Origin of the sequence: Neisseria montereyensis, from assembly GCF_024834045.1 — a bacterium.
Taxonomy (GTDB): domain Bacteria; phylum Pseudomonadota; class Gammaproteobacteria; order Burkholderiales; family Neisseriaceae; genus Neisseria; species Neisseria montereyensis.
In genome coordinates this window covers 94,400-109,103 of record NZ_JANUXW010000006.1, presented here as the reverse complement: position 1 = coordinate 109,103, position 14,704 = coordinate 94,400, and the positions used below count along the sequence as shown (strand labels likewise).

The following is a 14,704-nucleotide window of genomic DNA, read 5'->3' as shown; positions in this document are numbered from 1 at the left end:
TATTTACATATAGGCCGGGGTAGGTTTGCCCGGCCTGTTCGCTTATAATGACATGGTTTTTACAAAAGTATTATCTTTTGTTTATCAAAATATAACATTACGGGATTATTGCTGATTAAACGGTTGATACCGTTTCAGAGGCAAATTTGATAATAAATGACTCAACAACCGCATAGTTCGGATTGTCACGCAGGAGTTAAAAAATGAGTGTCGGCATATTAAGAGTGTTGGTGCAAAGTAAGTTAATCGACAGTAGTCAGGTCGAGCATTATCAAAATGTATTAAAGTCTAATAAATCGATTCTTCCTTTGCTGTTTGAAGAAAATGTGATCACCCCAAAAGCCTTGGGCGAATTGCTGGCCAAGGTATTCAGTTATCCTCTTTTGGATTTGAGCCATTATCCACGTACTAATATCGTACCGGATGTGCTTACTGAAGAACAAATGTTACAAAGCCGCTGTGTACCTATTTTCCAGCGGGGGCAAAAAGTTTATTTCGCTGTTTCTGATCCTACTCAAATTCAAAACTTTCAAAAGATTGGCTTTTCTTCTGGTGTTTCTATTGAACTGGTGATTGTTCGTGAAGACCAGTTGAATACTTTACTCGAATGGTTGGGGCAGCGTTCCACCTCCATTTTGAATGAAATGAGCAAAGAGCATGAGGCTGCGGCAGCCGCCCAAGCTTTGTTTATCGATAATGAAGAGGCGGAAGACGGCCCGATTCCGCGTTTTATCCATAAAACCTTATCAGACGCACTCAATGCGGGCGCTTCCGATATCCACTTTGAATTCTATGAGCAAATGGCACGCGTACGCTTCCGTGTTGACGGACAATTACGCGAGGTTGTTCAACCGCCCGTAGCCGTGCGCGGACAGCTGGCGTCGCGGATTAAAGTAATGGCGCGTTTGGATATTTCCGAAAAACGGGTACCGCAAGACGGCCGTATCCAAATTGCATTCCATAAACACGGCCGGCCGATTGATTTCCGTGTCAGTACCTTGCCGACTTTGTTCGGTGAAAAAGTGGTGATGCGTATTTTGAATTCCGATGCCGGTTCGTTGAATATCGACCAACTCGGATTCGAGCCGTTCCAAAAAGAAATGCTGCTGGAAGCGATTCACCGCCCTTACGGCATGGTATTGGTAACCGGCCCGACGGGTTCGGGTAAAACGGTATCGCTTTATACCTGTTTGAATATTCTGAATACCGAAAGTGTGAATATTTCCACTGCGGAAGATCCGGCCGAGATTAATTTGCCCGGTATCAATCAGGTGAACGTAAACGATAAGCAGGGCTTGACCTTTGCCGCCGCTTTGAAATCCTTTCTCCGTCAGGATCCCGATATCATCATGGTGGGTGAGATTCGTGATTTGGAAACTGCCGATATCGCCATTAAAGCGGCACAAACCGGTCATATGGTGTTCTCGACCCTGCATACCAATAACGCACCGGCAACTTTGTCGCGTATGTTGAATATGGGCGTGGCGCCGTTTAATATTGCCAGCTCGGTCAGTCTGATTATGGCGCAACGGCTATTGCGAAGGTTGTGTCCGACTTGTAAAGCACCGATGGAGCGTCCGCCGGAATATGCGTTGAAAAAAGCCGGTTTTACCGATGAAGATTTGGCCAAAGATTGGACCATGTACCGTGCCGTCGGTTGCGATAGTTGCCGTGGCAAGGGTTATAAAGGCCGTGCCGGTATTTATGAAGTGATGCCGATAAGCGAGGAAATGCAGCGCGTCATTATGGAAAACGGCACTGAAGTAGATATTATGAATATGGCCTATAAAGAAGGCATGGTCGATTTGCGCCGTGCCGGTTTGCTGAAGGTGATGCAGGGGATTACTTCTTTGGAAGAAGTTCTGGCACATACTAACGATTAATCAAAACGAATTTGTATCAAACCATATTTTTTAAGGGGTAAACATGAGTAAGATCACAACAGGCGGGCGTTCTGCCAAATCTATAAAAAAAGATAAGGGTGTCCGCTTTTCTTTTGAAGGCCGCAATATCGAAACCGAGCAAATGGTACGCGGTGAAGTGGTAGCCAAAAACGAAGAAGAAGCACGCAAGAAGATCCAACGTCGGGGAATCAAACCGCTGCGTGTCAGCAAAGTCAAAGCGGTACGCAAAAAACGGATTACACAACAAGATATCACTGTATTTACCCGCCAATTGGCAACCATGATGAAAGCCGGTTTGCCATTAATGCAGGCATTTGAAATCGTGGCCAAAGGGCATTCGAATCCATCTATGACTCAAATGCTGATGGAAATTCGGGCTGATGTGGAGCAGGGTAGTGCATTGGGTAAGGCTTTTGGTAAACACCCTAAATATTTCGACCGCTTTTATTGCAATCTGATTGCTGCCGGTGAAGCAGGCGGTGTACTGGAAACCTTATTGGATAAATTGGCTGTTTACAAAGAAAAAACCCAAGCCATTAAGAAGAAAGTTAAAAGTGCGCTGACCTATCCGATTGCCATTATTGTGGTTGCCATTGTGTTGGTATTTATTATGATGGTATTTGTATTGCCGGCCTTTGGTCAGGTATACAGCAGCATGGGCGCTGAACTACCGGGATTGACACAAATTGTCATGAGCATATCGGATTTTTTTGTTGAATATGCTTGGGTGATTGTTGTGGGTACGGTTGCATTGTGTTACGCAGCGTTCCAATGGTATAAAAAATCACCGGCATTACAAAAACGTGTCGATGCCGTATTGTTAAAATTACCTATTTTCGGGCCGATTGTAAAAAAAGCCACTATTGCGCGTTGGGCGAGAACAACATCTACTCTGTTTGCCGCCGGTGTGCCTTTGGTTGAGGTGTTGGATTCGGTATCCGGTGCGGCGGGTAATATTCTTTATGAAGAAGCCACTCAGGATATCCGTGCAAAAGTGACACAAGGCTTATCGCTTACTTCCAGTATGCAGGGTACGGAAATGTTCCCCAATATGGTGCTTCAAATGGCATCTATCGGGGAGGAATCCGGCTCTCTGGATGATATGTTGAACAAATCTGCCGAATTTTATGAAGATGAAGTAGATAATGCGGTTGCACAGTTATCTTCATTGATGGAGCCGATTATTATGGTGGTGCTCGGTTCGATTATCGGGGTGATTTTGGTTGCCATGTATCTGCCGCTGTTTAACTTGGGTAATGTGGTGGGTTGATATATGCTACAAGCTTTTAATGAGCTGGCACCGTTTGCGGTGCCACTTTCTATATTATTCGGTTTATTGGTCGGCAGTTTTTTAAATGTGGTGATTTACCGTGTGCCAGTGATGATGGAACGCAGTTGGACTGTATTTGCCAAAGAACATCTCGGTATGCAAGCAACAGAAGAAGAACTACGGCCGTTTAATTTAATCAAACCCGATTCCCGTTGCCCGAAATGTGAAAGCCCGGTAAAGCCTTGGCAGAATATTCCTGTTATCAGTTATTTGCTGCTGCGCGGTCGGTGTGGAACATGCAAAACACCGATTAGCAAACGTTATCCGGCCATAGAGTTATTGACGGCATTGCTATTCGGCATTGTTGCTTGGCGTTATGGTTGGAGCATGCTGACATTAGGCGGGTTGCTTTTCACTGCCATGCTGGTGGCGTTAACTTTTATTGATGCCGATACGCAATATTTGCCCGATCAATTAACTTTGCCGTTGATATGGATTGGATTGCTGTTTAACTTAAATGGTGCTTTCGTACCACTTTATTCGGCGGTGCTGGGTGCGTTTTGGGGCTATATGGCTTTATGGCTGTTGTGTTATGTCTATAAACTTTTGACCGGCAAAATTGGTATGGGTGGCGGTGATTTTAAATTACTGGCTGCTTTGGGTGCCTGGCTCGGCATCGGTATTTTGCCGGTATTGGTTTTTATGTCGGCATTTATCGGTATAATCATGGCTGTGATTATGAAGGTGGCTAAAGGTCAGCAGTTTGCATTCGGTCCCAGCTTGGCGATTACCGGGTGGATTGTTTTTGTTGCTAATAACGAAGTAACGGCTTTGGTTCGGTGGTGGTTGAACAGTTCGGGATTTTAATATGGCATATTGGGTAGGGTTAACCGGTGGAATAGGCAGCGGTAAATCACAAGTTGCGGCGGCTTTTGCCGATGCCGGCGTACCTGTTATTGATGCCGATGTGATTAGCCGTGGTTTAACCGCTGATAACGGCAAGGCCTTGCCAGAAATCCGAAAACAGTTCGGCGCTGGTGTTTTTGATCAAGAAGGCCGCCTGAACCGTGCACAATTGCGTGATTTGGTTTTCAGACGGCCTGAAGCCAAACAGCAGTTGGAAGCCTTAATGTTTCCTCTGATTTTGTCGGAAATAAAAACACAACAGCAAAAGTATGCACAGGCGGTTTATGGTGTGATAGATATACCGTTATTGATTGAACGGCCTGAATTTATGGCTTTGATCAGCCGTGTTGCGGTTGTTGATACGTCGGAGCAAAACCAAATCGATCGGGTGCGTCGCCGCAGTAGTCTTGAAGATACCGAAATAAGGCGTATTATGGCATCACAGGCATCGCGTAAAGAAAGATTATTGGTTGCCGATGATGTATTGCCGAATAACGGTACGGTTCAAGCGTTGGTAGACAAAGTCGGTAGGTTGCACCGTTATTATCAGGCGCGGTTTTTATATTTATCCAGAGTAAATCCATGATTCGTTTCGAGCATCCGCTTTCCGAGCGGGTACGCAGTTTTTTGCGTATAGAGCATCTGTTTAACCGTTTCCATTCCGAAAGCGAGCGGAGGGATAACAGTCCGTGGCCGCACCATCTGGCTTTATTTTCCCTGTTTGAAATTATGGAATGTGCCGGGCGGGCGGAGTTAAAGCTGGATATTTTGCAAGAATTGGAGCGGCAGAAACAGCTTTTATCCGATAGCCGTTTTCAAAGTGAATCGCCGGTCATTACAAAAGAGCGGTTACAGGAAGTGGCCGAAAATTTGCAGGGGGTACAGCAGAAATTCGGACAGCATTTGCGCGAAAACGATTGGCTGATGGCGATTAAGCAGCGAATGATGGTGCCGGGCGGAACCAGCCCGTTTGATCTGTCTTCCTATTATTTCTGGCAGCAGTTGCCATGTGAACATCGATTACAGGATTTACAGCGGTGGATTGCCACCTTATTGCCGACTCGTGAGGCGATTCGTGTATTATTGGATATTTTGAGAGCCAATACCCGTGCAGTGGATTGCGTGGCACAAACGGGTAATTATCAAAGAAACAGCTTGGCTCAGAATATCCACATGCTAACAATTGAGGTGGGCATCGAATATAAGGCATTGCCGGAAGTTTCTGCTAATAAATACATTACCCACATTCGTTTTTTGGAAGCTTCTCAGGAACATGCGCGTGGTAAACAGCTAACGCATGATGTGCCGTTCCAACTCATTATGTGTAGTTTTGATCCGATTTTAGAATAGAAAATGGACCGTCAAAAAATGAAAGTTACCTGCCCGACTTGCCGTAAACAGACAGAATGGCATCCGGATAACCCGTTTCGGCCGTTTTGTAGCGAGCGGTGTAAATTGATTGATTTGGGCGCATGGGTGGATGAAAAATTTGCGATAGAGGCACAAGAAGATTTGCAGGATTTATCGCCGTATCAACAATAAAAGATTGAGTGGCATATGCCGTTAACGACTATTTTGATAATAGGCCGTCTGAAATCTGCAGACGGCTATTTTTATGGTTTGTTTATAACAAAATTTCCGTGTTTATTCGGCATAAAATATCAGCCATATCTGTCGGGAGTATGGCTAATGCCTGTTGCCGGATGGGTTTGGGAATAGGGTAATAAAAGGCTTCGGCAATGCTACCGGCAATGGCGGCAAGGGTATCGCTGTCGCCGCCTAAAGAAACAGCCAAGCGGATGGCATGTTCGAAACCACTACTTTCTAAAAATGCCGTTAGTGCTTGGGGTACTGATTCGGCGCAACGTGTGGTAAAGGTATAAGAAGGCCGGATTTCATCGCAAGTAAAATTTAAAGCATAACCGAAAGAGCGCATAATTTTTTCCCGGATACATTCTTTATCATAGCCTGACCGAGCCCAAAAAATGGCTGCCGCTACAGCTTGTGCACCCTTAATACCTTCGGGGTGGTTATGGGTGATTTCCGCCGAAGCCCGTGCATAGGCAAGTGTCGCTTCCAGTGTGTCAAACATCCAGCCGACAGCCGATACCCGCATAGCGGAACCGTTGCCCCAACTATTATAAGGTTGCGGATGTTCCTGCCATATCCAGCGGTTAAACGCTTCCCCGTATTTTCCGGCAGGATTCGGATAACGGCGGCACCATTTTTGCATGATTTCGGTAAGATTGGCATGACAACCCGATAGCACCCACTCGGCAACCGCAACGGTACAGACGGTATCGTCGGTGAAGTTGCTTTCGGGGGTAAATAGTGTGAAGTCTGTGCTTTTATGATTGGCGGTTTCAAAACGGGAACCGACAATATCACCAATTGCAGCGCCTAACATATCGATATCCTTTTGCCGGTGGATACAATAGTATAATGAAATCAGGGGAATATTTGGATTATTGTAACACTGTGGCGATAGAAACAAACGATATTTCGAGTATGTGGAATATTAGCGGCATCACAATATTTTATTTGAATGTATTGAAAAGGCCGTCTGAAAAGTTTCAGACGGCCTAATATATGAATAAATAATCGGTTTAATTTCTTCCCGGTACGGTACCCATACGTTGTTTTAACGAGGTTTGCGGTTCGTTAAACAGGCTAGCGTAATAAGTGGCATTGGTCATCACTTTTTTCACATAATCGCGGGTTTCGTCAAAGGGAATGGTTTCGGCATAAATTGCGCCTTCAAGTGGTACGGAAGCCTGCCAATTGCGTGCACGGCCGGGGCCTGCGTTATAGCCTGCCGTTGCCATTACTTCATTATTTTGCAAGCGTCTTTTGGCGTCGGCCATATACCATGTTCCCATACGGATATTGCCGTCCATCGTATATAACTCACTGCTGCTCATGCCGATTTTGCGTGCGATATCGCGGGCAGTAGCCGGCATTACCTGCATTAGACCTTGGGCGCCGGCGCTGGATTTCGCACCGAGCATAAAGCGGCTTTCTTGGCGGATTAAGCCGTATACCCATGCGGGATCGATGCCGACTTGGTTGGCATGACGGACAGTCAGGTCTTTGAAGGGCGAAATATAGCGCAGATTGTAGTTCAGTTTATTGTCGGTACGCTCTGCACTGTTAACGGCCATTTCATAGAATTGATTGTCGAAAGCCAGTTGGGCGGCGGTTAGTAATAAATCTTCATTTGCGCCGCGGGTGGCATAACGCCATTCGGCTTGTGCCTGGCGGCGCATTTGCCAATCACCGCTGTTTTGGCTGGCTTTAAATAAAGATAACGCACGGGAAATCATGCCGTTTTGGGCAAGGCGGGCAACTTCGTTTTTAGAAGCATTACCGACATTGTTGCGGGTGCTGACCCGTTTGCCTAATTCTTCGGTAGAAAGTAAGGCATAAAAATTACGGCCGGAAGCGGCGGCTTTTTCATACAGGCCGCGTGCTTTGGAACGGTTGCCTTGTGCGGTATAGCTGCGAGCCAGCCAATATTGCCAAGTGGGGCTGTTTTTTAAGTCGGCGGGCATGCTTTCGATAATATCGGCCAAATCATTCCAGCGTTGCAAACGCAAAGCAGAGCGTGCATACCACTCGAACTGCTCATCGCTCAGCTGACTGCGGTCGGCACGGCTGTAATATTGGAAAGCGGTCGACATATTTTGTTGCAGCGCTTGCGCATGCCCTAATACGCCCCATGCGAAGCCGATTTGTTCGCGTGTCAGGTCGCCTGCCATGCTTTCTAATCGGCCTGCAGAGCTGGTTTGTTTTTTAGATTTATTGCCGATCACATTGATCAGGCTATATTCCTGTGCGCCTTGTCCGCCGCCGTTAAAGGGGCTGCCAAGTGCAGCGGCCAAGTTGCGGGCATCGGTGATTTGGTTGTTGCTGATTAATCCGCGTACGCGGCGCCATGCGTCTTGGCTATTCAGACGGCCGGATGCGGCGGCATTTTCGATAAGCCGGGTACAACCTTGCGGCAAACGTCCGATTTCTCTCACCAATTTTTGTGCTAATCCGCTGCCGTTGCCACCTGCTTCGGCATAGCATTGTACTTCTTGTGCGCGGCCGTCTTTATCGAGTTTGGCGTATTGTTGGTTGAATTGCTGCCACTGTCCCCGTCTACCTAAGCTTTTCAGCCATTCGTTACGAACGTTTTCCACCATAGCGCTGTCGGCGGTTTGACCGAGGAATTGTGCCGGCAGCATATCGTCGTTTTGTTTGGCTGCGGCCAGTGCGCTTTGATAAAAATTGTAATCGGATAAAACTTTGGCAGGTGTTTCGGCCACTTGGGTGGAAAGGTGTGCGCCGTCGCTGCGTTTAATCGGTTCTACGGGCTGTTCTTGTTGTGAAGAACAGGCGGCTAAAACTGCGATGGTTAGGGCGGAAAGGGTATAGTTGAGCGTGCGTTGCAACGTCATAATGACAGCCTTCAATTTTATTCTTGAAAAGATTTGATTCTAAACGATTAGCGTGGAAATGGGGGATGAAAACGAAATCTTTACATTTCCATATGGCCTAATCATTGTTTTTCATAGTGTATCGGGGGCTAGGCCGCCTGAAAGTTTGTTTCAGACGGCCATGATGATATGAGTATGCAAGGTTATTTAAAGCCGGGTTTATTTCTATCGCCGGCAGCCAGTGCATGTGAAACCGCTTCTCGGTCTTGTTGTTCGCGTTGGAGTAACAGGCTGCTTTGCACATAATCCAAGTGTTTATAAGCCGCCTGCATGGCTGCTTCGGCATTTTGTTGGCGGATGGCGGCAAAAATCGCTTCATGCTGCGTAGTAAGCTGCATATGGATGTCGGATACACCGAACATATTGCCCAGATTGCGTTTGGTTTGGCTGGTCAGTAAACGTAACAGGCCGTCTGAAAGGCGGGTAAACAAAATATTGTGTGCCGCTTCGGCAACGGTTTGGTGAAAGGCCACATCTGCTGCCGATTGTTGGTCGAGATCGTTATGGGCATAGGCTTCTTTTAATTTATCCAACCACATTTTCATCCGTTCCAAGTCTGCTTCGGTGCGTCTTTGGGCGGCTAGGGCGGCTAACATACCTTCGATGCCGCGACGGAAATCCAGCACTTCGTTTTCCATACCTTGATGTTCGTCAATCAAGTCTTCCCAACCATAGTGAAAATTTTTTTCAACACTGCCGGAAACATAGTGTCCGTCACCTTGGCGCGTATGCAGCATGCCGCGTACGGCCAAAATGCGCAATGCGGAACGAACCGATTGGCGGGAAACATCAAATTCTGCTGCCAACATCCGTTCGGGCGGTAATTTGCTGCCAATCGGATACACATTTTGTAAAATTCTTTCTTCCAAAATAGAAGCGATTTGCATGCCGATTCCGGGCACTCTGATATTGGTGGTAGCGGGTTGGTTGATATTCATACTTTAATTATATCCTGTTGTATAGCCCGTAAAAATAACGGAAATATTTGATAACAGCACAATTTTTTTGAAATATTTATTTATTATTAAATTTTTTCTTGGCAAAGTGGTGAAAATAGATGCCAAGCCATTCTACCGTAATATTTTTTTCGCTCGAATGAAAATTAATGTGCTATACAGCCGATTTATTTTATTAACAATACTTGACCGTCTACACGTCATTACGTAAAGTAAAGTATCTTAACAAAATTGGTCTGACCAATTAACCGGAAAATAGTATAAAAATACAAGAAACACAACCATTACTTTACCGATCACCTCTTTGTTTGTGTCGTGTGGTGTGTGTTGAACGGTATTTTCGACGGCAATATGTTTGGTCGGGCTATAACAAAATACCGTGCATTACAAAATAATTGGGGTCGGTCACAAACTACATTCCATTTAAGCCTGCTGCAAAAACACTGTACCAATTGGTTGCGGTAAAGACAGCAAAGGCACTAACCGCATTTTTCAGATGGCTTCGGCCGGATTTAGAGGCCGTCTGAAAACATCATACTGTTTCGAAAAAATAGAACGGAGCATTTGATAAGAAACGGCAGAGATAGGGCTGTTACGCTATCTTTTACCTGTATTTTCAACGTTATTCCGTTGGTATCCGTTTTCTTCGTAATACGGCTGCCACCGGATAACGGTACAGCGGGTAGGAAGCTTTTCCGCCTTTCGTCGGCCAACCAAATAACTCATCTTACTTAGGAGCGATTTAATGAGTTTACTTAACACTTTTTTGGCGCTGTTGCCGATTCTGACGGTATTTATACTGTTGGTCGTCATGCGTTTACCCGCCAAAGTTTCGATGTTGGCCGCCTATGTGGTTACGGCATTGCTGGCTTTGTTCGCCTGGCATGCGGCATTACCTACCGTGGCTGCGGCTACGGTTAATGGTGTAATTGTTGCATTAACCATTTTGTATATTGTATTCGGCGCGATTTTGATGCTGAATACCTTGAAGGAAAGTGGTGCCTTGAAATCTATCCGTCGGGGCTTTACCGATATCTCACCCGACCGCCGTGTGCAAGTGATTATTGCCGCATGGTTGTTCGGTTCGTTGATTGAAGGTTCGTCCGGTTTCGGCACGCCGTCTGCGGTTGTGGCGCCATTGCTTTTGGCATTGGGTTTCCCTGCGATGGCTGCGGTGATGTCGGTATTGGTGATTCAATCTACGCCCGTATCGTTCGGTGCGGTAGGTACGCCGTTACTATTGGGCGTGAATTCCGGTATTAGCAATAAAGCTTTCGTGGCCAATGCCATTGCCCCTGCTTCGGTAGAACAATATCTGTTGCAGATTACCGGTAATGTCGGTTTGCTGCATGCTTTAATCGGTTTCTTGATTCCGTTGATTCTTAGCGGTATGTTGACCCGATTCTTTGGTGAAAAACGTTCGTTTGCCGAAGGTTTGAAAGCATGGAAATTCGCTTTGTTTGCGGGTATTGCATTCACCGTGCCTTATTTCTTGGTTGCCCGTTTCTTAGGCCCTGAATTCCCTTCTTTGGTAGGTGGCTTTATCGGTCTGCTGTTGGTGGTTCCTGCTGCCAGACGCGGTTTGTTTATGCCGAAAGAGGTTTTTGATTTCCCTGCAAGCAATAAATGGGATCCGCTGTGGACCGGTACCTTACAAGCTGATAACAGCAATGATGAAAATCAGCCGACTTTCTCAGTAGTCCGCGCGTTTTCACCCTATGTGATCGTGATTGTATTGTTGGTGTTAACCCGTATTATCGCCCCGCTGAAAGCGTTCTTGGTTGGCGATATGACTACCATTAAATTGGTGAATCTGTTCGGTACGCAAATATCCAGCAAAATCCAATTCGGCTATTCGCCCGGTACGATTCTGATTTTGGTTTCCATCGCCTGTATTTTCATTTTCAAAATGGATATGAAAAACTTCAAACGCGGTTGGGGTGATGCCGGTAAAACATTGATTGCCGCCGCACCGGCATTGTTCTTCGCCGTGCCGATGGTTCAAGTGTTTATTAACTCGCAATCTGCCGATATGGAAGCATTGAACGCCTTGCCGTCTATGCCTATGGTTCTGGCACAAAATGCTGCTTTAGCCTTTGAAAGCTTTTGGCCGAATGTGTCGCCGTGGATTGGTGCTTTGGGTGCGTTTATTGCCGGTTCGAATACCATTAGTAATATGATGTTCTCTTACTTCCAGTTCTCAACTGCACAACAAATCGGATTGAATGCAGATTTATCTTCTATTGTTGTGGCTGCTCAGGCTATTGGTGGTGCGGCCGGTAATATGATTTCCGTACATAACGTGGTAGCGGCTGCCGCCGTGGTCGGTTTATTGAACCGTGAGGGTGAAGTACTCCGTAAAACGCTGATTCCGATGACCTACTATGTGATTCAGGCCGGTTTCTTGGCACAAGCGTTGATTACCGGTGCCATCGGTTGGTGGATTGTGGCCGTTGCCTTCCCGTTGGTATTCTTTGCCCTGATGTCTGCGTTTAAAGGCAAGCATGCTTAATTTGATTTAGGTTGTAGCCATTACTCAATCCCCGAATAGTTTGAACTATTCGGGGATTTTGCATGAAGGCTAATCAAGCATAGGCCGTCTGAAAATGATATATATAATGAAAAGAATAAATAAAGTCAGGATGGGCTTATTGGTTTTTTTGTAAGGCTGATAATTGATATAACAATTTAAATACAGTGACGGCAAGATAAAAAATAAGGACGGCATAAAATCCGCCCTTTATTAAATTAATTTAGGTATTGATTCTAATATAGAAAGTATTGTAGTTGAATAAGGGTTAATTACAGAATTTGGCAACATCAGCGTCGTATCGTGCAATAAAGGCCTCACGGTTACCGATTCGCGCGGTTTCGGCGAATTGTCGGTTCATACGGGCGATTTTACAGTTTTCTACTTTTTGCTGGCGGTTTTGTTCTTCGACTTTTTTATTTTGTTCTTCAACTTTTTTATTTTCTGCCGAAATGGCATCGTTGAGCTGTTTTTGCTTATCGGCCAAAGAGCCAGGCTCGGCTTCTTGTTGTGCATGTGCGATGGTGGGTTGGGTAACGGTACGGGTGCGTATATTGACGACACCCGAATTGTTGGGTTTTAAATTCAAAGGCACATCGGAATAATTGTTGCTGCCGTTTTGCCCTTTCCATGTATAAACCTGAGCGGTTGCAAAACTTGCAGATATGAACATGCCTGATATGAGTAGCGCTACTTGGGCAAAGCGGGTAATGTGCATAATATTATTCTTTCGATTTATATATTCGGATGGTTTGTATTGTACTGTTAAATTAAGTAAGTGTCATGATGCAGATAGAATTTTTATGATTTGAACCTTACTGCTTTTGCATTGTTGCAACGAATGCTGGGCAAGGCCTTTTTTCGTGTATGATTAAGATTAAAGATTATTTAGATAGACTAGCTAAAGTTTTATGAAACGTAATGCGGGATTATGTGGATAAAATAGCAATAGATATTGGGTAAATTAAATTTAAAAAGTTAAATAGTTGAGAAATAAAAAAATGGTAAAAAAAATCTTATTAAGTGCGTTATTGGTAATCGGTATAAATGGCTATTCACAGAGCCAAACAACAGAAAAAAACGAATCTATCATTCGTCAAAAAATTGGAGATAAATGGAGATTTGTTGATAAAACAGGGAAAGAAATCACACCTTTTAAATATGATATTGCTTCTAAGTTTTCAGAAGGTTTCGCAACAGTGAGATTAAATAATAAATGGGGTTTTGTTGATGAAACAGGAAAAGAAATCACACCTATTAAATATGATTCTGTTGAAAATTTTTCAGAAGGTTTAGCAAACGTTAAATTAAAAGGAAGATATGGTTTTATCGATAAAACAGGAAAAGAGGTTATTCCTGTTAAATATGAAAATAGATTTATGACCTTTAAAGAAGGATTGATTGCGGCCGAATTAAAAGGAAAATATGGTTTTTTGGATAGAACAGGAAAAGTAGTCATTCCTTTTAAATATGATATTGCTTTAGACTTTCATGAAGGTTTGGCAAGGGTTAAATTAAATGGAAAATGGGGGTTTATCAATAAAGAAGGAGAACTGGTGATTCCTTTTAAATCCTATGAAAGTGTTGAAGATTTTGCTGGAGGTGTAGCCGGTGTTCAATTAAAAGGAAAAAAAGGATTTATAGATAAAACAGGAAAAGAAATTACGCCTATTAAATATGATAGATATTGGGATTTTAAAGAAGGATTCGCAGGTGTATCGTTAAATGATAAGTGGGGGTTTATAGATCAAACCGGAAAAGAAGTTACACCGATTAAATATGATCATGTTCGGGACTTTAGCAATGGTGTAGCGGGTGTTAAATTAAATGGAAAGTTAGGTTTTATCGATAACACAGGACAAGAAATCATTCCGATTAAATATGATGATGGTTCTGATTTTTCTGAAGGTCTTGCAAGAGTTGAATTAAACGATAAATGGGGGGTTATAGATAAAACAGGAAAAGAAATAACGCCTTTAAAATATGATCATGTTTCGGACTTTTCCAAAGGCTTGGCAAGAGTTTCTTTAAATTGGAAACATGGTTTTATTGATAGAACGGGTAAGGAAATTATTCCTATAAATAAATATGATGAGATTGAAGATTTTGTTGAAGGTTTGGCAAGAGTTAAGTTAAATGGACAATATGGATTTATTGATGAAACCGGGAAAGAAGTGATTCCCTTAAAATATAGTGCTTGGGATTTTTCAGACGGGTTGGCGATGGTTGAATCCAATCTGAAAAGAGGCTATATCGATAGAACAGGAAAAGTGATTATTCCTTTCAAGTATGACTTTGGTTATAGTTTTTATGAAGGCTTTGCAAGAGTGGAATTAAATGGGAAATGGGGATTTATAGATAAAACAGGGAAAGAAATTACATCTTTAAAATACGATGATGCTTCAGATTTTTACGAAGGATTAGCCGCTGTAAGAGTTAAAGGAAAATGGGGCTTTATAGATAATAAAGGAGAAGAAGTAATTCCTATTAAATATGATAAGGTTTATGATTTTTCTAAAGGCTTAGCAAATGTGGAATTAAATGGAAAAAGTTTATACATAGATAAAACAGGTAAAGAGTTTTGGGAGTTTGCTACTGATGTAAAAGAATCAAGCAGAGATGACCATAAACATATGACAATTTATGTTAGATAAACC

Annotated in this window: 12 protein-coding genes; 8 read left to right on the top strand and 4 right to left on the bottom strand. The window is 43.9% G+C overall.

Translation table 11 applies throughout. The annotated features are described in order from the left end of the window. Positions 1-203: 203 nt before the first annotated feature. The 6 genes from pilB to yacG are packed head-to-tail and all read left to right on the top strand — an operon-like array spanning position 204 to position 5,622. Entirely contained in the window at positions 204-1,883 is a 1,680-nt protein-coding gene (gene pilB / locus NXS09_RS07715; protein ID WP_259291973.1) for a type IV-A pilus assembly ATPase PilB, read from the top strand. Positions 1,884-1,926: 43 nt separating this feature from the next. After that, a complete protein-coding gene (locus NXS09_RS07710; RefSeq protein WP_259291972.1) occupies positions 1,927-3,174 on the top strand; it encodes a type II secretion system F family protein in 1,248 nt (415 codons plus the stop codon). A gap of 3 nt (positions 3,175-3,177) precedes the next feature. Continuing rightward, complete coding sequence (locus NXS09_RS07705) at positions 3,178-4,041, top strand: prepilin peptidase (protein WP_259291971.1); 864 nt, start codon at positions 3,178-3,180, stop codon at positions 4,039-4,041. Position 4,042: 1 nt separating this feature from the next. Further along, positions 4,043-4,666, top strand: a complete 624-nt coding sequence (coaE, locus tag NXS09_RS07700) for a dephospho-CoA kinase (RefSeq protein WP_259291970.1) — start codon at positions 4,043-4,045, stop codon at positions 4,664-4,666. Then, positions 4,663-5,430 (top strand): cell division protein ZapD, encoded by a 768-nt coding sequence (gene zapD / locus NXS09_RS07695; protein WP_259291969.1) that lies wholly within the window; start codon positions 4,663-4,665, stop codon positions 5,428-5,430. Before coaE ends, zapD begins: the two co-directional genes overlap by 4 nt. 3 nt (positions 5,431-5,433) lie before the next feature. After that, positions 5,434-5,622, top strand: a complete 189-nt coding sequence (gene yacG / locus NXS09_RS07690; RefSeq protein ID WP_259291968.1) for a DNA gyrase inhibitor YacG — start codon at positions 5,434-5,436, stop codon at positions 5,620-5,622. An 82-nt stretch (positions 5,623-5,704) separates the two neighbouring features. Here the strand turns inward: yacG and NXS09_RS07685 are convergent, their stop codons facing one another. The 3 genes from NXS09_RS07685 to NXS09_RS07675 all read right to left on the bottom strand — a co-directional run bounded on the left by NXS09_RS07685 (position 5,705) and on the right by NXS09_RS07675 (position 9,499). Further along, positions 5,705-6,487 (bottom strand): ADP-ribosylglycohydrolase family protein, encoded by a 783-nt coding sequence (locus NXS09_RS07685; RefSeq protein WP_259291967.1) that lies wholly within the window; start codon positions 6,485-6,487, stop codon positions 5,705-5,707. A 199-nt stretch (positions 6,488-6,686) separates the two neighbouring features. Next, positions 6,687-8,522: a lytic transglycosylase domain-containing protein gene (locus NXS09_RS07680; RefSeq protein WP_259291966.1), complete on the bottom strand. Its 1,836-nt coding sequence runs from the start codon at positions 8,520-8,522 to the stop codon at positions 6,687-6,689. A 182-nt stretch (positions 8,523-8,704) separates the two neighbouring features. Beyond that, positions 8,705-9,499 (bottom strand): FadR/GntR family transcriptional regulator, encoded by a 795-nt coding sequence (locus NXS09_RS07675; protein WP_259291965.1) that lies wholly within the window; start codon positions 9,497-9,499, stop codon positions 8,705-8,707. A gap of 763 nt (positions 9,500-10,262) precedes the next feature. Between NXS09_RS07675 and NXS09_RS07670 the strand changes: the two genes are divergently transcribed. Beyond that, positions 10,263-12,029, top strand: a complete 1,767-nt coding sequence (locus NXS09_RS07670) for an L-lactate permease (protein WP_259291964.1) — start codon at positions 10,263-10,265, stop codon at positions 12,027-12,029. Positions 12,030-12,315: 286 nt separating this feature from the next. Here the strand turns inward: NXS09_RS07670 and NXS09_RS07665 are convergent, their stop codons facing one another. Then, positions 12,316-12,765: a DUF4124 domain-containing protein gene (locus NXS09_RS07665; RefSeq protein ID WP_259291963.1), complete on the bottom strand. Its 450-nt coding sequence runs from the start codon at positions 12,763-12,765 to the stop codon at positions 12,316-12,318. A gap of 283 nt (positions 12,766-13,048) precedes the next feature. Here NXS09_RS07665 and NXS09_RS07660 point away from each other — a divergent pair, with 283 nt between their 5' ends. Further along, complete coding sequence (locus tag NXS09_RS07660) at positions 13,049-14,701, top strand: WG repeat-containing protein (RefSeq protein WP_259291962.1); 1,653 nt, start codon at positions 13,049-13,051, stop codon at positions 14,699-14,701. Positions 14,702-14,704 lie beyond the last annotated feature (3 nt).